The organism is Collinsella aerofaciens (genome assembly GCF_039752775.1).
Taxonomy (GTDB): Bacteria; Actinomycetota; Coriobacteriia; order Coriobacteriales; family Coriobacteriaceae; genus Collinsella; species Collinsella aerofaciens_R.
The window spans coordinates 1-26056 of sequence record NZ_JBDMGT010000031.1 but is presented as its reverse complement, the minus strand read 5'-3'; the positions used below and the strand labels follow the sequence as shown (position 1 = coordinate 26056).

Here is a 26056-nt window from a genome sequence, read left to right as displayed (position 1 = left end):
GGGTAGCTAAAATAGCCCCGTCCCAAATTAGCTACCCCTCAGCAACGCCGTCCCTAGATAACCGTCACTCTGCCCTGGTTACCCACGATGGCCTTGGCCTCGGCCAGCAGCGGAATCGAGCGCGCGTTGACCTTGGCAGGTACCTCGGCACGCAGCACGCGCCCGTCCACCTGCTCGATAAAGATCTCCACGCGGTCGCCGCCCGGGTTGGTGGTGAGCACTGTGGCCAGGCGCGCCATATTGCCCTGGCTAAAGCGGCTGTTGGGCACCATGACCTCAAACACCTTGGGCTTGTTGTTCTCCTCGTTGAGCTCGAGCGGCACGATCTCCTGCGCGATGATCTGGTCGCCGCGGTCCGAGCGCTCGAGTTTGCCCTTAATGCGCACAAACGCGTCAGACAGCTGCACGCCGGTCTCGGGATCGACCTCGCCGTACAGATACCCCTCGGCCTCCTTGTAAGTCTTAGGGAACACCACGACCGTGGCCTCGCCTTCCATGTCCTCGAGCTGCACGATGCCCATGGGGTCGCCGTTTTTGGTCACGCGCTTGGACACGCTCGAGACCATGCCGGCCCACCACAGCGCCTTACCCTCGGGAATCTCCTGGTTGATGGTGCCGCCCGTAGGATTCTGAACTTCGTAGCCGGTGTCGATCTGCGAGAACGAGAAGTCGCGCGCCTTGGCTAGTGCATACTCAAACGGGCGCAGCGGGTGGTCCGAGACATAGATGCCCAGGACCTCTTTCTCCTGGCTCAGCTTGAGGTGGCGGTCCCATTCCTGGCCGTCCGGATCGGGCACGCTGACCTCGAAGCCCGAGCCCTCAACGTCGCCAAACATATCGAAGAACGAGGTCTGGCCGCTCGCGCGGTCCTTCTGGCGCTTCACCGCGGCGTCGATGATGTTCTCGGGGTTGTTCTTGTCCACAAAGTGCATCATCTGGCGGCGCGGATAGCCTGTGGAGTCGAAGGCGCCTGCCTTGATCAGCGATTCGATCACGCGGCGGTTGGCCTGGCTCGAGTCCACGCGCTCGACAAAGTCGTGCAGCGTCTTAAACGGGCCGCCCGCCTCGCGCTCGGCGATAATCGTCTGCGCCACGCCGGTGCCCACGCCGCGGATGCCGGCCAGGCCAAAGCGCACGCCTTCCTTGGTAGCCGTGAACTCGGTACCGGACTCGTTGACATCTGGCGACAGCACGGGGATGCCGTCGTGACGGCACGCCGAGACGTAATGAACGATCTTGTCGGTCTTGCCCGTATAGGACGTCAGGACGGCCGCCATGTACTCGTGTGGATAGTGCGCCTTGAGCCATGCCGTCTGCATAACCAGAATGGCGTAGCCGGCGGAGTGCGACTTGTTAAAGGCGTAGGACGCGAACTCGAGAACATCGTCCCAGATCTTCTGGGCGACCTCGCGCGTGTAGTTGTTCTTGATAGCGCCGTTCATCCAGTGGTCGTAGGTGGTCTCGTCCGAGCCATCCTCCCAGTGGAGCACCGTCGACGTGAGTAGTTTGATCTTTTTCTTAGCCACGGGCTTACGGATACGCGAGTCCGATTCGCCCTTGGAGAAGCCACACATCTCGACGGAGATGAGCATAACCTGCTCCTGGTAGACCATAGTGCCGTAGGTTTCGCCCAGGATGTCGTCCAGGCGGTCGTCGTAGGAAACCGCCGGCTCCTTGCCGTTCATACGGTTGATGTAGGACGAGACCATGCCGGCGCCGAGCGGGCCCGGGCGGTACAGGGCGATCAATGCCACGACGTGCTTGTACTCGGTGGGCTTCATGTTCTTGATCGTGGCCGTCATGCCGGCGGACTCGACCTGGAAGACGCCGGCGGTGTGGCCGGAGCCCATGAGCTTAAAGATCTCGGGGTCGTCAAAGGGGATCTCTTCCTCTTTGATGTCGATACCGAAGTTCTTTTTGATGTTTGCCTTGGCCTTGGAGATAACCGTCAGCGTGCGCAGGCCCAAGAAGTCCATCTTGAGCAGGCCCATGTCGGCGACGGTATGGCCCTCGTACTGGGTAATCTCGACGCCGCCCTTGGTGTCGAGCTTGGTGGGCACGTGCTCGTTGACGGGGTCACGGCAGATCAGAACGGCGCACGCGTGCACGCCCTCGCCACGGGTGAGGCCCTCGATCGAGAGCGCCGTGTCGATGATGCGGCGGGCGTCGTCGTCCTTTTTATAGGCCTCGGCAAAGTCGGGGTTAAACAGATCCTCTTTGCCGGGTTGTTTGTCGAGCACCTGCTTGAGCTTGACCTTGGGGTCGCTCGAGACCATCTTGGACAGGCGCTGTCCCATGTAGACTGGGTAGTCCAGGACGCGCGCGGCATCGTTGATGGCCTGCTTGGCCTTAATGGTCGAGTAGGTGATGACGTGGGTGACCTTCTCGGGGCCATAGAGCTGGCGAACGTGCTCCACGACCTCGAGGCGCCGCTCATCGTCGAAGTCCATATCGATATCGGGCATCTCGGTACGCTGCGGGGACAGGAACCTCTCGAACATCAGGCCGTTTTCGAGCGGATCGAACGCGGTGATGTTCATGGCGTAGGCGACGATAGCGCCGGCGGCCGAGCCACGGCCGGGGCCGACGCCGATGCCGTTGTCCTTGGCCCATTGCACGTACTCGGCGACGATCAAAAAGTAGGCGGCAAAGCCCTTGTCGCAGATGACCTTGTATTCGTACTCAAAGCGCTCTTTGATGTTGACGCCACCGATCTCGCGCGTAGCCCAGTCGTCGCCGTAGTGCTGACGCAGGCCCTTCTCGCACTCGCGGCGGAACTGGCTCTCGTGCGTCTCGCCGGGATCGAGCAACGGAAAGCGCGGCAGGATGATGGAGTCCCAGTCCAGCTCCACGTAGCATTTGTCGGCGATCTCGAGCGTGTTGTCGCAGGCCTCGGGGCAATACGGGAACATCGCCCGCATCTCCTCCTCGGTCTTCATGTAGAACTCCGAGCCGGTCATGCGCATGCGGTTGGGGTCGTCGACCTTGGCGTTCATGCCGATGCACATGATGACGTCCTGCACGGGCGCGTCCTCGCGGCGCAGATAGTGGAAGTCGTTGGTGGCGATGACCTTGACGCCCACCTGCTTGGCGATATCGATGAGCGTGCGGTCCATCTGCTCGTCGGTCAGACCGTTGTCGGTGGTAATGCCGTGCTCCTGAATCTCGATATAGAAGTCGCCGGGGTCGAAGGTGTCGCGGAAGGTCTCGGCCCACTTGATGGCGCCCTCCATGTCACCGCGGTCGATGTACTTGGGGATGATGCCGGCGATGCAGGCGCTCGTGCAGATCATACCCTTGGCGTGGCGGCGCAGGTTGTCGAGCGTCACGCGCGGCTTGTAGTAAAAGCCCTGCACGGCGGCCTCGGAAACCGTCTGCATCAGGTTGACGTAGCCCTCCTGGTCCTTGGCCAGAAGGATCATGTGGTAGAGCTCGGGTTTATGGTCGCGGGCGAGGGTCTCGTCCGGCGTAAAGTAGACCTCGCAGCCAAAGATGGGTTTGATGACCAGAGGCGGCTTGAGCTCGTCGATGTTGCCCTTCTCGTCCCACATGGCCATGTCCTTCACATACTGGGCATGCTCGCGCGGGCTGGACTCGGGATCGGGTTCCACCAGCTCGTCGCGGCGGTCCTTTTCCAAGAAGGACTTGTCGTGACTCCAGGTTTTGTACTCGGGCGTGTTGTGGTTGACGGCGTCGCAGGCCAGTGCCAGGTCGGGCACGCCATACATGTAGCCGTGGTCGGTAATGGCCACGGCGGGCATACCCAACTCTACGGCGCGATTGACCATATCCTGGATACGGGTAGCGCCGTCGAGCATGGAGAAGACGGTGTGGTTGTGCAGATGGACGAATGCCATGTGATGAGCTCCGATGCGGGTTCGTGTTCTGACTGAACGATTTTACCGCACGGCGCGGACGGCACCCGAACCTAGCCAAACCCACACGTGCAGTCTTTTTGGGACCTTCAGAAAGGGGAATGAGGGCATCCTGATATATCGAGTATTACTGGAACCCCGGCGATGCACGGAATGATGTGTGACGAATAGTCATGTCCATCAAGAAGGCTCGACGCCTCGGGCAGCTCGTCAATCGATATATCAATTCTTGGAGACCTGTATTCCTACCATTTTTAAAGAAACAACGGCGGTAATTGCTATCGCGATTGCGCCAATAACACCGAGCGCTATCTGAATGGGATATAACCCCAACACATATCCAAATATGGAGAAAAACATTGCGGAAAAGAGAGCCCTTACCAGAGACGCGACGGAAAGGATCGTCGCGCGGAGATCGTCCGCTATCGCGTCTTGGATTAAGTTTTCCGAAGTGATGTACACCACTTCTGGGAGAAAACAAAGCACCATGCTAAGGCCAAGCAAACACAGCGGATTTGAAGCGAACCACGGAAGAATCATGAAAAGACCGGCCTCGATTAGCATCGAGCCGAGCATGGTATTTCTTTTCCCGAAACGCGATGAGAAGAAATCTGCTGCAATGTAGGCCGTCGCATTTACTGCATAGGATGCACCGAAAAAGATTCCTATTATGGAGACGGGAGCATCAAATGCGTCGAATACCAACTGATTCAAGTTGTAATAACTCCCATAGAATCCATCGAGCATGCTTGTGCCGATTAGAAGAAGCAACACCGCAAAAGCGGATTCTCCAATGCACCAGGTTTCGCGTCTGAAGATCTTGGCTACGTCAAACCTTTCCTCCCCAGAGTTTTTGGAATGGGTCGTTTCCATCCTCTCAATGGGATACAGAAGGAAAAGCTGCAGGAGATAGAAAACGGAAACGCATACGTAGAGGGCACTCCAAGATACTTGGGCAATGAATGATCCAAGTACGATTGCCACTCCCGTCGCGATTGATTGCGCGGCAAGCAGCCGAGCGTTGATGGTGAGGAAACGCTCTCCTTGACCGGCATTTCGGGCAATTTCATATAAAAGTGCTTGTTCGGATCCCGATTGAAGGGAGTAGGCGAGTGCCTCAACAAGGGAAAGCGCGACGAGAAAGGGGCCTGAGAGCAACAGCATGCCAGCCGTATGGAAGAAAAGAAGCAGCACGCCCACTTGAATCGAGAACTTCTTTCCAAAGAAATCGCCTACCAGCCCTGTTGGCAGCTCGAGGACGACCGTTGCAATGTTGTACAGGGCTTGATAAAGCGCGATTTCCGTGACAGACATTCCTTTATCCGCAAGGAAAAGTAGAAACACTCCCCGATTTAAAACAAATCCCGCGAGAACGAAAAAGGCGGAATAGATGTGCAGTTGCGTAGCGGCATTCTTATTCATTTGGCACTTCCATCAACTGATTTTGTCGGGCCGTTCGCTACCGACTCGAAGCCTGAAGAGTTCACAGTTGATGTGAAGAGCGGTAAAGCTTTTGTACAGGGTATCAATGGAATACATCCGAAGCGTTTTCGGCAGTATCATCGGCGAAGGCGGGATTAGCCTTTACGCGGCGCTCACCCTCGATGTATTTGACGATTTGATCAATCGTCTGGTTGGCGTGGCTCTTGAGCTTGCGCTCATAGAAGAAGAGGCCGAGCTTGCCGCGCGTGCCAGACGTGTTGCCACCCACACCCTGAAAATCCTCGGTATAGGTGAGCTCGCAGGCACCATCGCCAGCAGGTGCAGCCTCATAGCGCATGGTATTGATGCCCGCCGCATACTGAAAACGGACCTCATAGAGACACGGGTAGTCAAAGTGCTTGATCTTAACCTTGATCGCCGTGCCCTTGGCCTTGCCTTTTGCGGACTGGGCGCGCTTCTCGTACTTATAGCCGTTGAGCTTGTTGCGGCTGGGACGCTTGCCCGTGGCGTTCTCGATATCCTGCATGATGGACCCCGCCAGAGCGTCAAAAAGCTCCTCCGGCGTCACCTTAAGCGTTTTGGTGAGCTGCATGATGGCTCCTTATTCGTTTGAACCGTTCGAGCCATTGTACTGCCTCAAGCTCTCCCATGCGTTGCGGTGCCATTTGGACGATTGAGGGCTTTACGGCCGCAAAACTAACCAAATAGCACCGTAAAGCCTGAGGTGGCTAGAGGTTGTAGGTGACCACTTGGGGTTCGGCGGGTTCGACGAAGATGACTGGATCGGCCTGTTCCACGCGGACGAACTTGACCGTCACGGCCTCAAAGCCCGCCTTGTGCAGAACATCAGCGTAGACGCGCGCTTGCAGGGCGTGCTTCTCCTGCAGCTGTTCCGGCGTCTCGTCCGGTGTGCCGCCCGTCTTGTAGTCGATGACCAGCGCGCGCGACGAATCCGCCGGGTCGGTCGCTAGCGCATCGATGGCGCCTTCGGCATATGCACCGTAGCGGGCAATGTCCTCGTCCTCGCAACCCAGCGAAAAGAACGGCACCTCGGCGCGAACGCACGGCCATGCGAGCAGGTCGGCACGAACAGCCGACTTGAGCCAGCGGTCCAGGGCAACGTCGAAGCGCTCGCGCTGCTCCGGCGTCAGGCGCCACAGACGCGCCAGTGCTTCGGCGCGCGCGGTGGGCAGTGCATCGGCACCCATCTCGATGAGCCACTGGCAGGCGGCGTGGAAGGCCGAACCCAAGGCCATGGGATTGCCGGCGGGCTCGACAGCAGCCACGTCCGTATCGGCCATCTCCGAGCCATCCGACTCGGCATCATCGCCAGCCTCGTCCATGGGCACGTGTGCCTCGGCGGCACGGTCCTCGGACTCGGCATGGAGCGCCGCCGCGACTGACGAGTAGCTATACGAGTCACGCGCCGGGAACGGACAGGCGCCCATGCGCACGCCCACCGCCTGGGGATACACGAGCTCAAACGCATCGGGCTCGGGGTCGGCAGGACCGGGAACGGCGGCGCGGGCATCTGCACCGGCACCCTCCGGCTCCGCATCGCCGCGGACAAGTCTGCCCTCGGCATCCAGTGAAGCGTTGGCCTCAAACGCCTGCTCGCCAAACGTAAAGTCCGCCAGCGAGATAAGCTCGTAGTCGCCCGGCTGGGAGTTGTCGAACACCAGGCGGTCGGCATCGAGCTGTGGCATGTCCAGGCCGTCCGTCGGCAGAATACGGCGCAGCACGTCGTAGGTCAGATCGGTCTCGACATCGAAGGTCGGCGCGCACAGCTTGCCACGGCTCAAGCCGGCATCCATCGCCAAGATCACCAGCTCACGCGCTCGCGTCATGGCGACATAGAGCAAACGAGCCCGCTCCTCGAGCGAAAGCTGCAGGTCGTCGTTGCGCAGGCGAGCAAATGCCTCGGCGGGAGAACCCGTCGCACAGACGTCCTCCATGAGCTCTGGCGGCAGCCACAGTGACGTGCCCTTGCCCTTAAACGCGTGTTCAAACTGCTTTTTGACGTCATCGCCCTTCACGAAGGTCCCATCGGCAAGCGTAACGCCATCAAAACGAGCCGGCAGCGCCACGACTTGCGCCCCACCGTCGACGCGGCCCATCTGTGCCGCACCGGACGATTTGCGCACGCCAAAACACTCCGCAACCGCCACGACCGGATACTCCAGGCCCTTGGATGCATGCACGGTCATGATGCGTACCGCGCCGTCACCCTCCTCGTTGAGCGCGCCCGGCGCCTCCTTGCCCGCCAGGAAGCGGTCGAAGGCAAGCGCGATGGAACGCGGCGAGTTACCGAACTCGGCCTCCGCCTCGGCCACGGCGTCGAGCGCCTTGAGCACGTTGGCGGCGATGGCCTTGCCCTCGGGACCACGCTGCGCCAGACGCACAAACCAGCCAGAGGCGTTGACCACGTCGCGCGCGATCGCCGCGAACGAATCGCGACCCACGCGACGAAGCGCGGAGCGCAGCACCTCGCGGGCGCGCGTCACGAGCGGCAGGTTCTGCAAACCCGGCACATCGGAATCGCTCATGATGCCCATATCGATATTGCGGCGCGAGGTCTCCCCCGTCTCGCTATCGAGCCTGGTCGCCAGCGCCAAGAACTCCTGAGCGCCGAGCGCAAACATCGGCGAGGCCAGCAGCGGCATAAGGCCCTGCGCCGTATCGGCCGGATTGGCAAGCGCACACACCAGGGCACGCACCGTCTGCACCTCGGCAGCCTGGGCAAAGACCGAGCCGCCCGCTATGACGCAGTCGAGCCCCTGGTCGCGAAACGCCTGTGCGTAGACATCGGCATTGGTCATGCGCCCCAGCAGCAGCACCATACCGCCCTGGGGCTGGCCGGCATCGGCAAGCGCGCGGAATCGCTCCGCGATCGCGCGGGCCTTGGCCTGTGTGCGCTCCTGCGTACTGCCGCCGGCAACAAAGAGGGCCTGGCGACGCGAGACGTCTGCCACCAGCGTGTCCTTGCGGCCGTCGCTCGCCTCAAGATCCAAAAAGCCCTGCATCAGGCCACCGTCATCGCCGTCGAAGACGCGTGCCACGTAACGCAGCACCTCGTCATGGCTGCGGAAGTTGCGCACGAGTTTGACGAGCTCGCCGGCGGGGACATCTGGCGCGGCGCCCGTCTCGGACGCCGTCGTCGATCCCACTTTGCGCTCCTGGCGACGGAACACCTCGACCTCCGCCCCGCGGAAGCGGTAGATCGACTGCTGTGCATCGCCTACGGTACACAACGCGCGCTCCCCCGCACCCGTCAGGTAACGGATCAGGTCGACCTGCATCTGGTCGGTATCCTGGAACTCGTCGATCATGACCATCTTAAAGCGGCCCTCGTATGCCGCTCGAATGGCCGGGTAGTCGCGCAGCGCCTCGTATGCCATGCGGAGCAGGTCGTTGTTGTCGAGGGCAGACTGGCCGGCCTTGAGCGCGCGGTACTCAGCCTCCACGGAACGGGCCAAGCCCACCAGTGCATCGAGCGCGGGGCCACCGCAGGCAAGCACGATATTGATAAACGCATCGACGGCCTCGGCCTTGAGCAGCTCGACCTGCTCCTTGGGGAATGCCTTGCTCGCGCGCGGTATGGTGCACGACATCATGAGTCGTGCCGCATCGGCCATGGTCTTGCCGCTCGCCTCGAACGCGTCGATGGCATCGAGCGCCACCTGCGCCTTCTCGGTCGCGGCCTTGCTTGCGCCCAGCGCCGCGCGATAGGCATCGGCGAGTGCCGAGGTATCGGCCTGGCCGCGCGCCACGCGCACATCGTCCATACCGCCCGGCAACTGACTCGACAGCTCCAGCAGATCGCGCACCAGACCCTTGATGGTCGTGCCGGCGCCAAAGGGACCGCCCTCGCCCGCCATGGGATACCAGGCGTAGAGGGCCTTGAGCGATGCCGCGAGCTCGGGGGCGGCATCGGGTGCCGTCGCGCGACCCAGCACATGCTCAACAGCCTGATCCATGAGCTCGTCGGTATCGGTGAGCACCGTGAACTCGGGATCGATGCCCAGCTCCAACGCGTGTGCGCGCAGGATGCGCGAGCACATGCCGTGAATGGTCGAGATCCACGCATCGTCGACGGTCAGGGCCTCCTCGTCCATGCCCTCGTCGATGAGCGCGCGGCGCACGCGGTCACGGATCTCGGCCGCGGCATCTTTGGTAAAGGTAATGGCGAGCACCTGGTCAAGATGCTCAACGAACGGACCGGATTCGGGCGAGAGCGCGTAGACGATGCGGCGCGTGAGGGTAAAGGTCTTGCCCGAACCGGCGCCCGCCGAGACAAACAGCGAACGGTCGAGCGTTTTGACAATCTGCAGCTGTTGCGGCATCAAAGTCGAAAGATCCATGGTCTACACGTCCCTCCTTACAAACGTTCCTTCGTGGTTATACGGGCAGCGCGCATGCGCGGCCTGAGCCGACGTCGGATCAACGGCGGCAACGTTGCCTGCTTCGAGCTCGCGCAGGCGCTCGGCGATGCCGGCCTCCACGCGATCGAGCAGGGCGTCGAAGTCCATACTGCCGCCTTCGCCCGGAAAGCCCTTCTTAAGGCCCGGGATGCGACCGTCGCCGCGCTCTTCCTCGAGCAGCTCGGCGCTCGCGGCACCGCGCAACGCCGGCTTGCCGCCCTTGGTCGAAAAATAGAGCGCCGCGCGGGTGTCCAAATCCAGCGCCCGGCGCATGGCCTGGGCGTAGATGAGCGTTTGGGTATGTGGCGGCAACCAGCGCGGATCGTCGATGGGCGCCGTGCCCGATTCCTCGTCGCGCACCGTAGGGTCGGCGAGCTTAAACTCCTCAACGCCCGTGCGGTGCTTGTAGTCGATCACCACGGCACGATTCTCGGCGTCCACGTCCACGCGGTCGATGCGCCCGCCAAGCGGCCAACCGGCATACTCGACCTTGAGCTCGTTGAAGGCAAACTCCAGGTAGCGCGGGGCAAAGGGGGCAAGTGCCTCGGACTCGTAGGCAAGCACGCCCTCCAGCTGCGGCAAGATCTCGGCCACCTGGCGCTCCTCCACCGCAGAGAGCGGCACGAGCGGGCCCTCCGCGCCTCGCTTGCCGGCGTGCTCGGCCAACGTCTCGTCAAAGACCTCGCGCAGCAGCTCCTGAGCGCGCGGCAGATTCTCGGGCGTCACGCGTTCCATGCCCTCCTGGGGCAGGCGGGCATGCAGGTGCTCCAGCACATCGTGGACAAAGTTGCCCTTCTCCATATTTCCAAAGCCCGCGTCGATGGACTGAGGTTTGACGCGATACGACACGAACCAGCACAGCGGGCACGTCGAGTACGCCTCAATCTGCGAGGCGGACGTTAGACGCGGCACGAGTGGCGCGTTCTCGCCCGCGCCATCGCGACGACGCAGGACCAGGTACGGCACAGCCGCCTCACTCAAATGCTGAGGAGCCTCGCACGCGACGCGCTTGCACTCGATGCCCTCGCCCGCCGCTGGATCAAAATCGGCGACGATACCGCCCTCGCCCACGAACGAAACCCTGGCGGCGCCAGTGGCCTCGGCGTGCGCTCGAAGCTCGGTCCACGCAGCCGCCGGATAGCACTCGCGCGCCTGGCGATCGTGCGTCACGCGGGCAAGCGCAACCGGGCCGCGCGCAGCCTGCATCGCGCGGCCGAAGCGCACGCGCAACAAGGCGGCAGGCTCAAGCGTCACACCGCTGCGATCTAATTCTGCCGTCAGCGTGGCCAGCGGGCCCTCCTCATGTGAGAGCGGATAACTGTCCAGGTCGACGTCGGCAAACAGCACGGCATCGTAGCTGTCGGGGCGCAGGGCCGCCGCATCGGCAAGCGACGCAAAGCGCACCTGGGCGCGCGGCGTGTGGTCGACCTCGTAGGTCTCGTAATCGTATGCGGTGCTGCGCTTGTCCACCTTGGTACGAACGCCGTCGAGCACGGGCACGGTCGCCGCCTGTGACACGTCGAGCGCGCGAGCATCGCTCATAAGGATGTCGACGGCATGGCGCAGCAGGGCCGTCTCTGCCTGGCGACGAGCCTGACCGTCAAGGCCTCCAAGGGCGCGATCGGGCAGCGCCTCGGCGACGGCGAGCATGGCCTTGAGCGCCGTCACGGGTTTGTCGCGCCACAGCGCTTGGAACACGTCCGAGACCACGCACGGCACGCTCTTAAACCAGTTCTCATCACTGGCAGCCTTGCGCGAGGACCTGACCTGGCCCTGCACGCTCTGCAGCAGGCTCTTGACGGCCATGGTGGTCTTGCCGCGCGACAGGCGCATGTTCTTGTCGAAGGTGCGCGCGCTGGCGGCATCGGCACCCGAAAGCGGACTGTAAATCCAGTCGGTAAGCTCCGGCGCGGGCCACCACTCGGCCTTGGAGGCGGCGCCCTCGTCGGCGGCCTTCATGCGCTCGATCAGATTGGCGAGCGCCGAGAACTGCCTGCCCGCGATGGATTGGGAAAACGCCGTGAACTCGGTTGTCTCGGCCGCAATATGACGCGCCGCCAAACGGGCAGCGAGTTCACCGAACAGTTGGGGCGCCCGGGCAGACACCACGAGCACGCGCACGGGGTCCGCGGACGCCGCGACACCGCCGTCGACTGCGGCGTCCTCACACGTTTTTACCAGCTCATCGACTGCATCCACATAGGCGTGGGCGCGGGCGTGAGGGCCGGCAACCTCTACAAAGGTAGGCTGAGCGGCGGACTTGGAGGCAGCCTGGGGCGCGGCGGCACCCTCCCCCAACGGCGCGGCCTCAAACAGCACGCCGCGGGCATCAAGGGCCGTGGCCAGCTCCTCACGCATCGCCGCCTGCTCGCGAGCGAGCAGCACGACAACCTCTCCCCCATTGTTCGCCACGGCCGACAGCAGCTCGAGCAGGCTATACGTAAATGACGTGACACCGCGCACACATACCGCGCGGGCGCACGCCGGAAGGTTGTCGGCCAGCACCTCGGCCATAAGGTCAGCCGCCTCGCAGGGCTCGACCATGCCTCGACGGTCCAAGCCGCTCGCATAGGCACTCAACAGCTCGAACACGCGAGCCTCGGCGTCGCTCTTGGGATCGGGCCGGCAAACGTCGCCGCAGCAGCGCTCAGCACCCGTTCCCGCTACGCCCGGCAGCACATCGCGGGCCATGCGCGCGAGCATGCGCACCGTGCCCTGACTGCGCGAAAGCGGCTGCAGGTCGGCATCGTCGCGACGGGCGACCATGTCCGAGAACAGCATCTGGCGCTGCATGTTGTCGATGAAGCTGCGGCCATCGCCCATAAGCTCCCACAGCGAACGAAGCCACGACGCGGGGGTTTTGTAGTCAACACCTAGCGAGGCGCCAGCAACCGCAGCATCGTGGCGGCACAGATCGAGCTCGGCAAACGAGGGCGCCAGCAAAACGGCACGCCCGTGGCGGGCAACCAAGTCGGCGAGCAACGATGCCTCGGCATCGCTCGAGTTCGTACCGGTATTGGTGGTATAGATTCGAACAGGCATGGTCCTCCACTCAAACCGTTCGCAATAATCAATGTATTCATCCTACCCGCCCACGCGGACAGATTTGCCCCACGCCAACAGATTTGATTCCTCCGCCCCCAAGGGATCAAAAAAACCGCCCCCGAAGGGACGGTTCTGCGCAATTCGTTTTTGCCGCTGGTCTACTCGCCATCCTCCAGTTTGATGAGGATCTTGCGATAGCCACCGTACTCGCCATTAAGCGCCTTGGACACGCGGCTCACCGTGGTGGACGAAGCGCCGGTGCGGGCCTGAACCTCAACATAGGGCTCGCCCTCATCCAGATAACGCGCGACCTGCAGGCGCTGAGAAAGATCGCAGATCTCGCGCGGTGTGCAGATATCGGTTAAAAACGCCTGAATATCGTTCTCGTCGTCCAAAAGACTAAATGCGTGGACCAGCTGCTTGACATCAGGCTTGTCAAACATGTTCTCGATATTCATCGATCACCGCCAAACCCGCCAAAAGGCATCGAAGTTGATACTGACATCGGGCATCGTTCGCCCGTTCTATGCAATAAAACAATGCATGGAGCATTTGCCCGTAGCAGTGTAGCACACCACTAAACTAAAGCGATAGGACTCTCTGTCAGCGGCACGTTTTTCAGGACGAACGCCGTTTAGAAACCGAATGCGCACGTAAGCTCCACGAGTATTTGAGACAATGGGTGTCCAAACACCGCGGCGCGCCCGCGCAACCATCCAAGTCGCCGCCGCAAGCCGCTTCACGCGACGCCGGCAACCCCGGCGCAAGAAAGGATTCACGCCATGCGCTTTATGCTTAACTGGCTCTTCACCTCGATCTCCATCGCGATCGCCACGTTCCTCGTCCCCGGTATTCAGCCCTTCGGCTTTGCCGAGACCTGGGTCTGCTTTGCCTTTGTGGGACTGTTCCTCAACATCGTCGATTCGTTCGTCAAACCGTTCCTCACGGTCATTTCGCTGCCGCTCACGATCATTACGCTCGGCATTTTCCAGCTCGTGCTCAACAGCTTTATGCTGGAGCTCGCCAGCTACCTGTCGGTCAACCTGTTGGGCGTCGGCATCTCCATCGCCGGCTTTGGCTCGGCCTTTATGGGCAGCATCCTAGTGTCCATCATGCGCAGTATTCTCGACAGCATCGCCGAGGGCTAGAGCTGTTCAATACGAACCGTCATATCGACCCAAAACAAAGGCCGCCCATCGCAAAAAATGGGCGGCCTTTGATTTGTCAAGTCTCAGAGGGCAAGAAAATCTACCATTTCCACCCCGTCCCCAAATGGCAGGTGGACTAGATGACGTAGTCGTAGCCTTCGTTGGGGGCGACGAGTTGGTCGAGCGTCACGCCATCGAGGTAATCGTTGATGAGCTTGTCCAGGTTCTTCCACACGTCGAGCGTGGGACACTCATCAGATCGCGAGCAACCCTTACAGTCGCCATCCAAGCAGGCGACCGGCGCCAGACTGCCCTCGGTCAGGCGCAAGATCTCGCCCACCGTGTACTGCTCGGGCGGGCGCGTGAGCACATAGCCGCCGCCCTTGCCGCGCATGCCCGAGAGCATATTGGCGCGCACGAGCGTAGCCAAGATGTTCTCGAGATATTTCTCGGAAATCGCCTGTCGCGCCGCAATCTCTTTAAGCGGGATACGGCCTGTCGCCTGGTGCTCGGCCAGGTCAACCATAACGCGCAGGGCGTACCTGCCCTTAGTAGAAACCAACATATAGAGTGCTGCCTTTCGGTCTTTTAGTCCGCTGAAATTCTAGCCGAAAAATTGGCTTTGAAAATACCCGTTCCGATCAAGATGGTTAATCAACTTGAAATAATCTCCTATTTCCTATTGCATTACTAGGCTTTAGTGTCTAGTATGCTTCCCAACAGGCTAACGAACAACCTATAAGTTTTATGGGTTTATCTGCTAGACGCATCATAACACCGCACGGTAACCAGTAACTTGAACACTTTGGAGGTTCACCATGAGCAAGGTTTACACGTCCATCGATCAGCTTATCGGCCACACTCCGCTTCTGGAGCTCACCCACTTTGAGGCCGACGAGGACCTCAAGGCTCGCGTGCTCGTCAAACTGGAATATTTCAACCCCGCCGGGTCCGTTAAAGACCGCGTCGCCAAGAACATGATTGACGAGGCCGAGAAGGCCGGCAAGCTCGTGCGCGGCGGCGACTACACCATCATCGAGCCCACGAGCGGCAACACCGGCGTCGGCATCGCCTCGGTGGCGGCGGCTCGCGGCTACAAGGTGATCATCACCATGCCCGAGACCATGTCCGTCGAGCGCCGCAAGCTGATGCAGGCATACGGTGCGCAGCTCGTGCTCACCGACGGCTCCAAGGGCATGAAGGGCGCTATCGCCAAGGCCGAGGAGCTGCAGAAGGAGACTCCCAACAGCATCATCGCCGGCCAGTTTGTGAACCCCGCGAACCCGGCCATTCACAAGGCCACGACCGGCCCCGAGATCTGGGACGACACCGACGGCCGGGTCGACATCTTCGTCGCCGGCGTTGGCACCGGTGGTACCGTGACCGGCGTGGGCGAGTTCCTCAAGGAGCAGAACCCCGAGATTAAGGTCGTCGCCGTCGAACCCGCCACCTCCCCGGTGCTCTCCAAGGGCCAGGCCGGCCCGCACAAGATCCAGGGCATCGGCGCCGGCTTTGTGCCTGACGTCCTCGATACCCAGGTCTACGACGAGATCATCCCCGTCGAGAACGAGGACGCCTTTGCGACCGGCCGCGCCGTGGGCCACAAGGAGGGCGTGCTCGTGGGCATTTCGTCCGGTGCCGCCGTGTGGGCCGCACTGCAGCTGGCCAAGCGCCCCGAGAACGAGGGCAAGACCATCGTGGCCCTGCTTGCCGACACCGGCGAGCGCTACCTGTCCACAGCACTGTTCCAGGACTAAGGGCCCGTCACTTGTCGAAGAGCCCAAGGCACGCCGGTCTTCCCCTCTTCTGGCAGCCTGAGCTCATCCCGGCAGGGTATCCCACAGGACGCCTGAACTTGCTACAATGTCTGCGGCGCGGAACCAGCCTCCCGCGCCGCTTTTCTTTTTTGGCCACATGCCACCAAGGAGAACCTCCCCATGCACAACAAGCGCGTGCTCGTCGCCATGAGCGGCGGCGTCGATTCCAGCGTGACCGCGTACCTGCTCAAAAGCCAGGGTTATGAATGCGTCGGCGCCACCATGCGCCTCACCTGCCCCGCACCCGACCCCGCCACGGGCATGAGCAAAGTCGACCGCGACATCGCCGACGCGAAGGCAGTTTCCGAGCGCATCGGGATCCCCCATCACGTGCTCGACCTGCAGCAGACGTTCGACCACAGCGTTATCGAGCGCTTTGTGAACGCCTACCAGGAAGGGCTGACGCCCAATCCGTGCATTATCTGCAATCGCCACATTAAGTTTGGCGCGCTGCTCGATGCGGCGCTGGACATGGGCTGCGACTACATAGCAACGGGACATTACGCCAAAACAAGCCAGGCGGCAGACGGCACCTGGCAGCTACATCGCGGCGAAGATCCCAAAAAGGACCAAAGCTACTTTTTGTATTCGCTTACGCAGGAGCGCCTGGCACACACGATCTTTCCACTGGCAGGCCTAGACAAAGAGCGCGACGTGCGCCGCATAGCCGCCGAGCAGGGGTTTACCAATGCCCAGAAGGCCGAAAGCGAGGACATCTGCTTTATTCCAGACGGTGACTACGCGGGCTATATCGAGCGCCGCTGCGGACATCCCGCTGCACCGGGTGACATCGTGTGGCGCGACGGCAGCGTGGTCGGGCGCCACAACGGCGCGCTGCGCTACACCATCGGCCAGCGCAAGGGTCTGGGCGTCGCGATGGCGCATCCCGTGTATGTGACGGGCGTCGACGCCGCCAACAACACCGTGCATCTGGGCGAGGGCGAGGACCTGACCGCCACTGCCCTCACGGCCGATGAGTGGATCTGGAGCGCGCCGGACGCACGCATGGAGGCGGAGCTCGACGCCGGCGGCATTCGCGTAGGTGCCAAGTACCGCTACCGTCAAAAGGACCAGGCAGCGACCCTTACGCGTGAGGAAGACGGGCAAATGCTGCTAACTTTTGACGAGCCGCAACGAGCCATCGCCCCCGGACAGGCCGTCGTCGTCTACTGCGACGACGTCGTCCTGGGCGGCGGTACGGTGACTGCCGCCATCAAATAGCCCCATCCCCTTCATAAGTTGCAGTGAAATAGGGACTGTTTAAGCGTTTCAATCCGCTAAACAGTCCCTATTTCACCGCAACTATGTTAAGTATTATGATGTTTGTGCTTTCAGTATTAAACAATTAGAATACTTAACGAGGTGATGCGGTAGATGAGTACTTCCAACTATATATCCATGGGTGACGCAGCGCGTCTGCTGGGCGTTACGAAGGCCCGCATATCGCAACTGGCTGCATCGGGAACGCTCGCGTGCGATATCGTCGGTGGGCGGAAAATGGTTGAGTACGATTCCGCGATTGGCTATCAAAAGGTCCGTAAGCGCGGGCGCCGTCCCGCAGCTGACGTAGGGCGCAAGTTCACGTTGATGTCAGCCGACCACGAGGTCGCGCATGTCTCGTTTGATCCAACGCGCGAGTTTTCCTTTGAAATTGCCGACATACTCGATGCACTAAGGATGCCGTTTGGCACGTGCTCGAGTTCTTCTCCAACGGTAAATAAACGAGCACTCAACACGTGGTGGAGTCACCGGTCGGTGCCCGACGTCCGCCCCGGACTCATCTCGCGCTATCGCGAGCTGGGAATTGACAGCGGTATTGAAGTGCCCGTTCGTTGCCTGGGCTTTTCGCTTTCGGATTGCTATTGGCTAAGGCCGGTCGACTGCGATGGACTCGATTGGCAGCACCTCAATTACTTCGAAAACGATTTTGAACGGTCGGCACCCGAGCATCGTTCAGGCTGGCTTGAGGGCATCGGACTCAAAAATCCTGACAATACGTCCGAGGGCGAGCTCCCCAAATCTTGGATAATCCGCAATGGTGTTCGCATCCTGGTCAAAGGATGCGGAATGGACGATCAGCGACCGTTTAACGAGGCGGTTGCAACAGCCCTACATCGGCGTCTGCTATCCAAAGGTGAGTTTGTTCCCTATACGGTCGAGCGCATGTTCGACGAGCCCGTATGCCTATGCGATGACTTTCTTAATGGCCGTGAGGAATATGTGCCGGCCGCTTATATCAGGGACGCACTCGGTGGCCAGCGAGGAAACTCAACATACGATCGATACTGTCGCTTTCTTGGCAGACACGGGGCTGACGAAGCTACGGTAAGAAAATCCATGTCGCAGATGATTGTCTGCGATGCCCTCCTGGCCAACAGTGACCGCCACTGGCGAAACTTCGGCATCATCCGCAATGTCGACACACTGGAAATGCGGCCTGCACCGCTGTTCGATAGTGGCAATTGTCTGTGGTACAACGTGCCAACTGCCGTGCTCGTTGCCGGGGAGTTTGGATTTGCCGCCAAACCGTTTGGTCCGGACCCTTCCACTCAGCTAGCATTTGCTGACTCGTTCGATTGGTTCGATGCGTCGCATCTCGATGGGTTCGTCGACGAAGCAGTCGAAATCCTCTCACAAAGCGCATGGGCAACAGCAGGCAATCGTCTCAAGGCCATCCGCCGCGGTCTCGAGCGCCGCACGATAGAGGTAAGCGCCGCCGTTGAGGTGCTACGTCACGTGCAGAGATAACAGCACTGCCCCCTAAGTTGCGGTGAAATGGGGACTGTTTGGCGGTTTTAAACGCCTAAACAGTCCCCATTTCACCGCAACTTACAGAAGGCGGCCTCGGTCGGTACTGCTGTGCCAGCCGAGGCCGCTGCAACGTTAGCGCTGAACGTAGGCGCGAACGAGCTCGTAGGTACTGCGCACGCCGTCGATGTGGCTGCGCTCGTAGTTGTGGCTCGCGTACACGCCGGGGCCAATCAGGCCGTGGCGAATGTCGTAGCCGGCCGAGAGCGTTGCCTCGACGTCGGAGCCGTAGTGCGGGTACACATCGATGGCGTAATCGAGCTCCAGCTCGCGCGCGATGTTGGACAGCGTGGTTACCAGGTCGTAGTTGTACGGACCGCCCGAATCCTTGGCGCAAATCGAAACCATGCGCTCGGTGCAGCCCAGGTCGTCGCCCACGCAGCCCATGTCCACGCTGATCATCTCGCGCGTGTCGGCCGGCACAAAGGCACCGCCGTGGCCGACCTCCTCGTACACGGTAAAGAGCAGCGAAACCTTACGCGAAAGCGTCACCTCGCCAGCGGCGACGGCGCGGGCCAAACCCAGCAGAATCGACGCGGACAGCTTGTCGTCCAAGAAGCGGCTCTTGATGTAGCCGCTCTCCGTCACCGTGGTGCGCGGGTCCATAGCGATGATGTCGCCGGTCTGAATACCCAGCTCGAGCACATCGTCCTTGCTGTCAACGTTCTCGTCGAGCAGGATTTCCATGTTCTTTTCGATGGTCTTGACCGGCTCATCGGCCACATGCGCCGAAGGCTCGGTATTGAGGACCACACCCGTAAAGACTTTGCCATCGCGCGTGTAAACGGTGCAGTTCTCGCCATCGGCCGTAGACCACTGATGCCCGCCGAGCGTCGTGGGACGCAGGCGACCATTGTCCTTGATAGAGCGCACCATGGCGCCCAAGGTATCGACATGGCTCGCCAACACGAGCGGCTCGCCCTCACCACCAAGCTCAACGAGCACATTGCCCTTGTTAGAACGCTCGGGCCCAAAGCCCATATCGCGCAACGTTTCCATCAGATAATCAGTCGCCGCACGGGTATAGCCCGTAGGCGAAGCAATAGAAGTCAGCGCCTTCAACTGGTCAGTAATATAGGAGAGCGTAGAATCCATCTTGGACACCAAAGTCACCCTTTCATATCGAATTAAACCCACAGCAACAATACCACCGCGAACCATCTTTTTACCTGGCGAGATGACCCATCGAGCTCCCCAGAACTGCGCCCGCCACGATAACGAGCCGGCGGGCCCCTGCCCGTTAGCCCCAGAATCTTTCCGCGGGACAGAGGAAGCCCCCGCCGCACGAAGTGCGCAGCGGGGGCTTCCGACATGTCCGAGGACGATTGTGGGGCTAACGGGCAGGGGCCCGCCGAACCAAGTTAGGCAGCCGGGCAGATCTTCTTGAAGAGCTCGATGACGTCGTCGAGCGTCGCCTCGCGCGGGTTGCCCGGGAAGCAGGCGTCGGCCATGGCGTCCTTGGCCAGGACCTCGATCTCGTCGGCCTTCATGGCCTCGCAGACGTGCGGGATGTTCACGTCGGCGGAGAGCTGCTTGACGGCGGCGATGGCGGCGTCGGCGGCCTCGTCGGTGCTCATGCCCGTGGTGTCAACGCCCATGGCGACGGCGACCTTAGCCAGGCGCTCGGTGCAAACCGGCTTGTTGAACTCCATGGCGATCGGCAGCAGCATGGCGCAAGCGACGCCGTGCGGGGTGTCGTAGTGAGCAGACAGGGTGTGAGCCATGGCGTGGTCGATGCCCAGGCCAACGTTGGAGAAGCCCATGCCGGCGACATACTGACCAAGGGCCATGCCCTCACGGCCAGAGCCGGGCTTGCCGGACTTGGCCTCGGCGACGGAGTCGCGCAGGTTCTCGCTGATCAGCTTGATGGCCTCAAAGTGGAACATGTCGGAGAGCTCCCAGGCGCCCTTGGTGGTGTAGCCTTCGATGGCGTGAGTCAGGGCGTCCATGCCGGTAGCGGCGGTGAGGCCGACAGGCATAGAAGCCATCATGTCGGGGTCGACGACGGCGACCTCAGGGGCGTCGTTGGTGTCGACGCACACGAACTTGCGGACCTTCTCGGGGTCGGTGATGACGTAGTTAATGGTCACCTCGGCGGCGGTACCGGCGGTCGTCGGCACGGCGATGGTGAACACGGCGTGGTTCTTGGTGGGAGCAACGCCCTCGAGGCTACGGACATCGGCAAACTCGGGGTTGTTGATGATGATGCCGATAGCCTTGGCAGTGTCCATAGAGGAGCCGCCACCGATGGCCACGATAGCGTCAGCCTCGGCGGCCTTGAAGGCCTCGACGCCGTCCTTGACGTTCTGGATGGTGGGGTTGGGCTTGATCTCGGAGTAGAGACTCCAAGCGATGCCGGCGGCGTCGAGCTCGTCGGTCACCTTAGCGGTAACGCCAAACTTGACCAGATCGGGATCGGAGCAGACGAAGATCTTCTTGTAGCCGCGACGCTGGAGCTCGCCGGGGATCTCCTTGATGGCGCCGGAGCCATGGTAAGAAATAGTGTTGAGAACGAAACGATTAGCCATTGATAGCCTCCCATCGCGTGCGGGGCACCCATTACGCCCCACGCTATGAGTCCCATACTAACGCTTTTGAAACAAAAAACACGTGAGAACGTCAAATTTTTTAAAGCGTTTCAACAGAAGATGAAAAATACTGCGGCAAAGGGGCAACCCCTTTGCCGCATTCGGTTACCTTCGACAGCCCTCTTTCCAAGCCTCGGCCGCAACCTTCCAGCGAAAACGCAAGTCGCGCTCGCGGTCGATGAACATGATGGCAAACGCGACAAACAGCAGCACGCTCGCCACGACGATTGCGTGCAGGCCCATGTGCTCAATACACCAGTTGCCCAGCACAGCGCCAAACACAAAGGTAAAGATCACGCCAAAGTACAGCAGGCCGTTTTCCAAAAAGCCGCGCTTGTGGGTGATGATGTAATCGTCCACGTTTTGCAGCGCGTTGCGCAAGTTGCCGATGCACATGGTCGTAGCGATGCCGTGACCGTGGATCTTGCGGAAGCTCTCGACTTGCATGCCGCAGGCAAACGAAGTGAGGCAGTTGGCGAGCAGGTTGAAATCGCCGCCCGGGATAAAGCTCACGCCCAGCAAGATGACGGCTTCAAAAAACACCGTCACCTGGCGCCAGTGAATCACACTGCCAAACCGCTCGTGCACCAGGTCGGCAAGCATAATGCCCACGGCAAACGACACCACGGGGAAGAAATAGCGTCCCGCCAGCGCCCAGTTGCCCTCCGAGATGCTCACGCCCACAAGCAGGATGTTGCCCGTCTGCGCGTTGGCAAAAACATGGTCGCGGCCGATGTAGGAATACACATCCATAAAGCCACCGGCGAGCGCCAAGATGATGCCCAGCTCAAGAGACTCCGATATCTGTTTGGCACGCTGCATCGTCGTGCATCCTCCTTGTTGACGACTCTCTCGTGCGTTGGCGGAGACATAGCCGCCGTTCATACTGTAACCCATTGACAACATGGCGCGCACGCGAGACGGGTTCCCCAACGCGCAGATACACAGTCTGGAAACAAACGGCGGGCGCGGCACCGCGCCCGCATCGACGTGCCGATCCGCCAGCTCGTGTACTCCACCAGTCTTTTTAGCCCCGTCCCAAAAAGACTGGTTACAATTACGAGCAGCATACTGACAATGGGAGGAATCGTGGCAAAAAAGCCCCAGGACGCTCAGAACAACCAGCACGGCAAGCATGCCCAGCGCGGCCAGCAGCAAAAGCTTGGCGGCAAGGCCCAGGGCTCGCGCCCCGCACATACCCCGGCAGCGCCTGTCCGCCCCTGGCGCCCGGGCCGCGACAAGTTCCTCCCCGTCAGCCGCGCCGACATGGATGCACGCGGCTGGGACCAGTGCGACTTCGTCTATATCTGCGGCGATGCCTACGTGGACCATCCGAGCTTTGGCATGGCAATCATCAGCCGCGTCCTCGACGCGCACGGCTACAAGGTGGGCATCATCTGCCAACCCGACTGGACCGACCCCGCTAGCATCACCGTGCTTGGCGAGCCGCGCCTGGGCTTTCTCGTCAGTGCCGGCAACATGGACTCCATGGTCAACCACTATTCGGTGACCAAGCACCGCCGCCACACCGATGCCTATACCCCCGGCGGCGAAGAGGGGCGCCGTCCCAACCGAGCCGTCACGGTCTACGGCAACCTCATCCGTCAGACGTTCAAGGACGCCCCCATCATCATCGGCGGCATCGAGGCAAGCCTGCGCCGCCTGGCCCACTACGACTACTGGCAGGACAAGCTCAAGCGCTCGGTACTGCTCGACTCGGGCGCCGACATCCTCATCTACGGCATGGGCGAGCACGCGATTGTCGAGATTGCCGACGCGCTCGACGCGGGGCTGCCCGTCGACCAGATCACCTATATCAACGGCACCGTTTACCGCACCAGCTCGCTCGACGAGGTCTACGACTACGACTTGCTGCCCGGCTGGGATGACCTTGCCGCCGACAAGCTCAACTACGCACGCAGCTTTAACGTGCAGCAGCAGAACATGGACCCCATCACCGGACATCGCCTGGTAGAGCCCTACCCCAACGGCGTGTTCGTGGTGCAGAACCCGCCGTCGGCGACGCTCACCACCGACGAGATGGACGAGGTGGCAGAACTCCCCTACGCACGCGATTGGCATCCCGACTACGATGCCGCAGGCGGCGTGCCGGCCTTTGCCGAGATCAAGTTTTCGATCAGCTCCAACCGCGGGTGCTTTGGCGAGTGCTCGTTTTGCGCCCTCACCTTCCACCAGGGCCGCGTGCTGCAGATGCGCAGCCACGACTCGATCATGCGTGAGGCCGAGCTACTCACGCACGATCCCGAGTTTAAGGGCTACATCAACGACGTGGGCGGACCGACGGCAAACTTTAGCCGCCCTGCCTGCGACAAACAGCTCAAGCACGGCGTGTGCAAGAACAAGCGCTGCCTGTGGCCGAGCGTGTGCAAGAACATGGTGGTCGATGAAAGCGGCTTCACGCAGCTGCTGCGTGACCTGCGTCAGCTGCCGGGCGTCAAGAAGGTCTTTGTCCGCAGCGGCATCCGCTTTGACTACACCATGGCCGACGCCTCGGACGAGTTTTTGCGCGAGCTGCTGGAGCACCATGTCTCGGGCCAGCTGCGCGTAGCGCCCGAGCACGTGAGCGACGCGGTGCTGTCCGTGATGGGCAAGCCGAGCCGCGCCGTCTACGACGCATTCTGCCGCAAATTTGAACGCCTGAACCGCGAATACGGACTCAAGCAGTATGTAGTGCCATACCTGATCTCGAGCCATCCCGGTTCAACGATGAAGGAAGCTGTGGACCTTGCCGAGGCCGTGCGCGACATGGGCTACATGCCCGAGCAGGTGCAGGACTTCTACCCCACCCCGTCCACCATGTCGACCTGCATGTACTACACCGGCGTGGACCCGCGCACCATGGAGCCGATCTACGTGGCACGCGACCCGCACGAGAAGGCCATGCAGCGCGCGCTCATTCAGTACCGCAAGCCCGAGAACTACAAGCTCGTGCGCGAGGCGCTGGAAAAGGCCGGCCGCCGCGATCTGATTGGCTACACCAAGCATTGCCTGATCCGTCCCGTGCCGCCGCGCCCGGGCGAGACGTCTGCTGGCGGTGGGCATGGCACCGGCAAGAAGGGTGGCAAACCGCATGGCGGCGGCGCTGGCAAGGGGCCCAAGGGCAGCAAGGGCCACGGCGGCATGTCGCGTGCGCAAAACACCGCAGGGCGCAATCGCGCAGCCCAGGGACGACAGGGCGCCAACGGCGGCGGACGCCGCAACTAGGGCAGCGGTGCGCTCGCAGTATCCATCCCACACGTGTAGCGCAGCGAGCGCATTGCCTCAACGAGGATGACACCGGCGATAGCGACCGTAATTACCACGTCGAACGGCGTGTTCACAAACCAGAGCAACGTCATGAGATACGACCCGGCATTAAAGGCAAAGTGCAGCAGGATCGTGTAGCGGAGCTTTCCGGTCGTCACGAGCACCCAGCCAAAGATGATGCCGGCGGCACCCGCGTAGCAACCCTGCACCCAATTCATGTGCATACAACCGAAGACTGCCGCCTGCAGCACAATCGCCGCGGCGATACCCCACGTGCTTGGGGCCGCCCAGGGCACTATGGCGCCGTCCTGCGCGCTCACACGGCGCCGGCGCTTCCAAAGTGGGCGGCACTGCGGATTGAACGCTCGGAGCGAAAACTCAAAAATAATGCCACGCACCAGCAGCTCTTCACAAAATGGGGCGCCGAGCACCGTAGTCAGGACGGCGAGATAGCTGGTATCGCCCATGCCTGTTTCCTCGACAAGCTCGCTGTAGTCGGCCGCGGCATCGGGCAACAGCGACAGCACGGCGTCGGTCACGTAGCCAACGACCACCTGCAGGGTCAGGCCAATCACGATAACGCAGGCGATGCGTTTCCACGCCCCACGCGCTCCCCCGCTGAGCGGATGTTCGCTTTGCCGGCGTGCCATAAACGAACGCGGCCACAGATAACGCCACCACAGCAGCGCCATCAAAAACGATGCCGTCTGCGCGACGGCCTGAAGCAATTGAATGTCGAGGTCATCGAACGAAAAACCCACGAACACCGATGCGACGCCAAGGGCGGAGAACAAAACGACGCTCAGGGCAATATCGGCAGCGACGACACCAAAACAGGCAAGCGCCCAAATCATCGCATTGAGCATGCCAACCTCCTCCCGACAGGTAGTCATTTAAGAACGTCCCCAACGACTAGTCATTGGGGACGTTCTTCAACGACTAGCTGTTGGGGACAGTCTTTGCCAAAAGCCCCGTTGGGCGAGATGTCGAACGGGAAGGTGCCGCAGCGATTGAACGCGGCGATAAACATGCGGATGGCGTTGGACGGCGTGGTACCCACGAGCTGGGTTGCCGCCGCGAAGGCCGCCTTTTCCTCGGGCAAGACCTTCGCGACAACCGGGGTCATGTGTTCTGCCATGGCGCTTCCTTTTTGAAACGACGGTGATGCGGATAGATGCGGGCCACGCGGCTGGGCGACGGGCTGTGAAGGCAACCCGATTGGCCCGCATCTGGAGTTTGTTTCTACGGCGTTGGTATTACTTGGTATTCCTAAGTATTACCCCGCAGATAGAATACCATACCCGACCCCATGGGGACGGAGAAAAAACGAATCATTTTGTTGCTGAGTGAGTATTTAGAGCGTGATGATGTCCGAGATATTGAGAGCCCGAGCGTCAGCGGCATCGTGCGTAGCAAGCAGCAGCATGCGGCCGTCGAGCAAGTCGAGCACGACCTCGGCGCATGCGTCGCGCGCAGCGGTATCTAGACCGGTAAAGGGCTCGTCCAGAATCACCGCGTCGCCTGGGCACAGCAGGGCTCGAGCGATCTCGACGCGACGGCGCTGCCCGCCCATTACAGTCTGAAGTGGGCCACCGATAAATTTCGATGGCGAGCATTCGGCGCATTGCCTACGATACGGGCAAG

17 protein-coding genes and 1 pseudogene are annotated in these 26056 nt (G+C 61.1%); 5 read left to right on the top strand and 13 right to left on the bottom strand.

The window, feature by feature from the left end; translation table 11 throughout:
• Positions 1-53: 53 nt before the first annotated feature.
• From dnaE to ABHR63_RS08300, 6 genes are all read right to left on the bottom strand, one after another.
• Positions 54-3857, bottom strand: a complete 3804-nt coding sequence (gene dnaE / locus ABHR63_RS08325; protein WP_346965317.1) for a DNA polymerase III subunit alpha — start codon at positions 3855-3857, stop codon at positions 54-56.
• A 240-nt stretch (positions 3858-4097) separates the two neighbouring features.
• The gene (locus ABHR63_RS08320) at positions 4098-5297 is read right to left on the bottom strand and encodes an MFS transporter (protein WP_346965315.1); all 1200 of its coding nucleotides are present in this window, start codon (positions 5295-5297) and stop codon (positions 4098-4100) included.
• 103 nt (positions 5298-5400) lie between these two features.
• The gene (locus tag ABHR63_RS08315; RefSeq protein WP_346965314.1) at positions 5401-5910 is read right to left on the bottom strand and encodes a DUF3284 domain-containing protein; all 510 of its coding nucleotides are present in this window, start codon (positions 5908-5910) and stop codon (positions 5401-5403) included.
• Between the two features lie 136 nt (positions 5911-6046).
• A complete protein-coding gene (locus ABHR63_RS08310) occupies positions 6047-9679 on the bottom strand; it encodes a UvrD-helicase domain-containing protein (protein WP_346965313.1) in 3633 nt (1210 codons plus the stop codon).
• 3 nt (positions 9680-9682) lie between these two features.
• On the bottom strand, positions 9683-12781 hold the full coding sequence (locus ABHR63_RS08305) for a PD-(D/E)XK nuclease family protein (RefSeq protein WP_346965312.1): 3099 nt from the start codon (positions 12779-12781) through the stop codon (positions 9683-9685).
• 161 nt (positions 12782-12942) lie between these two features.
• Complete coding sequence (locus ABHR63_RS08300) at positions 12943-13242, bottom strand: YerC/YecD family TrpR-related protein (protein ID WP_006235366.1); 300 nt, start codon at positions 13240-13242, stop codon at positions 12943-12945.
• 324 nt (positions 13243-13566) lie between these two features.
• Here ABHR63_RS08300 and ABHR63_RS08295 point away from each other — a divergent pair, with 324 nt between their 5' ends.
• Positions 13567-13932 carry a phage holin family protein gene (locus ABHR63_RS08295; protein WP_346965311.1) on the top strand — a complete coding sequence of 122 codons (366 nt, stop codon included), beginning with the start codon at positions 13567-13569 and terminating at the stop codon, positions 13930-13932.
• A 136-nt stretch (positions 13933-14068) separates the two neighbouring features.
• Here the strand turns inward: ABHR63_RS08295 and ABHR63_RS08290 are convergent, their stop codons facing one another.
• Positions 14069-14497: an RrF2 family transcriptional regulator gene (locus ABHR63_RS08290; protein WP_152076787.1), complete on the bottom strand. Its 429-nt coding sequence runs from the start codon at positions 14495-14497 to the stop codon at positions 14069-14071.
• Between the two features lie 253 nt (positions 14498-14750).
• Here ABHR63_RS08290 and cysK point away from each other — a divergent pair, with 253 nt between their 5' ends.
• The 3 genes and pseudogenes from cysK to ABHR63_RS08275 all read left to right on the top strand — a co-directional run bounded on the left by cysK (position 14751) and on the right by ABHR63_RS08275 (position 18497).
• Positions 14751-15689, top strand: coding sequence for a cysteine synthase A (cysK, locus tag ABHR63_RS08285; RefSeq protein ID WP_152073603.1), 939 nt, complete (start codon positions 14751-14753; stop codon positions 15687-15689).
• A 177-nt stretch (positions 15690-15866) separates the two neighbouring features.
• Positions 15867-16970, top strand: a pseudogene (mnmA, locus tag ABHR63_RS08280) (tRNA 2-thiouridine(34) synthase MnmA); the annotation flags it as partial.
• A gap of 153 nt (positions 16971-17123) precedes the next feature.
• On the top strand, positions 17124-18497 hold the full coding sequence (locus ABHR63_RS08275; RefSeq protein WP_346965309.1) for a hypothetical protein: 1374 nt from the start codon (positions 17124-17126) through the stop codon (positions 18495-18497).
• Between the two features lie 135 nt (positions 18498-18632).
• On the opposite strand, the gene ABHR63_RS08270 is transcribed toward ABHR63_RS08275, so the two are convergent.
• The 3 genes from ABHR63_RS08270 to ABHR63_RS08260 all read right to left on the bottom strand — a co-directional run bounded on the left by ABHR63_RS08270 (position 18633) and on the right by ABHR63_RS08260 (position 21967).
• Positions 18633-19652 (bottom strand): M42 family metallopeptidase, encoded by a 1020-nt coding sequence (locus ABHR63_RS08270; RefSeq protein WP_346965318.1) that lies wholly within the window; start codon positions 19650-19652, stop codon positions 18633-18635.
• Between the two features lie 266 nt (positions 19653-19918).
• Positions 19919-21085, bottom strand: a complete 1167-nt coding sequence (gene fucO, locus ABHR63_RS08265) for a lactaldehyde reductase (protein ID WP_346965308.1) — start codon at positions 21083-21085, stop codon at positions 19919-19921.
• A gap of 165 nt (positions 21086-21250) precedes the next feature.
• Positions 21251-21967: a YoaK family protein gene (locus tag ABHR63_RS08260; RefSeq protein ID WP_346965307.1), complete on the bottom strand. Its 717-nt coding sequence runs from the start codon at positions 21965-21967 to the stop codon at positions 21251-21253.
• Positions 21968-22234: 267 nt separating this feature from the next.
• Here ABHR63_RS08260 and ABHR63_RS08255 point away from each other — a divergent pair, with 267 nt between their 5' ends.
• The gene (locus ABHR63_RS08255) at positions 22235-24370 is read left to right on the top strand and encodes a YgiQ family radical SAM protein (protein ID WP_346965306.1); all 2136 of its coding nucleotides are present in this window, start codon (positions 22235-22237) and stop codon (positions 24368-24370) included.
• Here ABHR63_RS08255 and ABHR63_RS08250 read toward each other — a convergent pair.
• The 3 genes from ABHR63_RS08250 to ABHR63_RS08240 form a co-directional block, all read right to left on the bottom strand.
• Positions 24367-25278, bottom strand: coding sequence for a CPBP family intramembrane glutamic endopeptidase (locus ABHR63_RS08250; protein WP_346965305.1), 912 nt, complete (start codon positions 25276-25278; stop codon positions 24367-24369). The two genes, ABHR63_RS08255 and ABHR63_RS08250, sit on opposite strands and share 4 nt — an antisense overlap.
• A gap of 50 nt (positions 25279-25328) precedes the next feature.
• Complete coding sequence (locus tag ABHR63_RS08245; protein WP_117757910.1) at positions 25329-25550, bottom strand: type II toxin-antitoxin system RelB/DinJ family antitoxin; 222 nt, start codon at positions 25548-25550, stop codon at positions 25329-25331.
• A 216-nt stretch (positions 25551-25766) separates the two neighbouring features.
• The coding region (locus tag ABHR63_RS08240; protein ID WP_346965304.1) for an ATP-binding cassette domain-containing protein at positions 25767-26056 on the bottom strand (290 nt) is incomplete at its 5' end.

Coding starts and splice junctions, on each gene's coding strand:
- ABHR63_RS08250 (WP_346965305.1), bottom strand. CDS start 25,278: ATGCTCAATGCGATGATTTGGGCGCTTGCCTGTTTTGGTGTCGTCGCT.
- ABHR63_RS08275 (WP_346965309.1), top strand. CDS start 17,124: ATGAGTACTTCCAACTATATATCCATGGGTGACGCAGCGCGTCTGCTG.
- ABHR63_RS08245 (WP_117757910.1), bottom strand. CDS start 25,550: ATGGCAGAACACATGACCCCGGTTGTCGCGAAGGTCTTGCCCGAGGAA.
- ABHR63_RS08260 (WP_346965307.1), bottom strand. CDS start 21,967: ATGCAGCGTGCCAAACAGATATCGGAGTCTCTTGAGCTGGGCATCATC.
- ABHR63_RS08310 (WP_346965313.1), bottom strand. CDS start 9,679: ATGGATCTTTCGACTTTGATGCCGCAACAGCTGCAGATTGTCAAAACG.
- ABHR63_RS08315 (WP_346965314.1), bottom strand. CDS start 5,910: ATGCAGCTCACCAAAACGCTTAAGGTGACGCCGGAGGAGCTTTTTGAC.
- fucO (WP_346965308.1), bottom strand. CDS start 21,085: ATGGCTAATCGTTTCGTTCTCAACACTATTTCTTACCATGGCTCCGGC.
- dnaE (WP_346965317.1), bottom strand. CDS start 3,857: ATGGCATTCGTCCATCTGCACAACCACACCGTCTTCTCCATGCTCGAC.
- cysK (WP_152073603.1), top strand. CDS start 14,751: ATGAGCAAGGTTTACACGTCCATCGATCAGCTTATCGGCCACACTCCG.
- ABHR63_RS08295 (WP_346965311.1), top strand. CDS start 13,567: ATGCGCTTTATGCTTAACTGGCTCTTCACCTCGATCTCCATCGCGATC.
- ABHR63_RS08270 (WP_346965318.1), bottom strand. CDS start 19,652: ATGGATTCTACGCTCTCCTATATTACTGACCAGTTGAAGGCGCTGACT.
- ABHR63_RS08305 (WP_346965312.1), bottom strand. CDS start 12,781: ATGCCTGTTCGAATCTATACCACCAATACCGGTACGAACTCGAGCGAT.
- ABHR63_RS08290 (WP_152076787.1), bottom strand. CDS start 14,497: ATGTTGGTTTCTACTAAGGGCAGGTACGCCCTGCGCGTTATGGTTGAC.
- ABHR63_RS08320 (WP_346965315.1), bottom strand. CDS start 5,297: ATGAATAAGAATGCCGCTACGCAACTGCACATCTATTCCGCCTTTTTC.
- ABHR63_RS08300 (WP_006235366.1), bottom strand. CDS start 13,242: ATGAATATCGAGAACATGTTTGACAAGCCTGATGTCAAGCAGCTGGTC.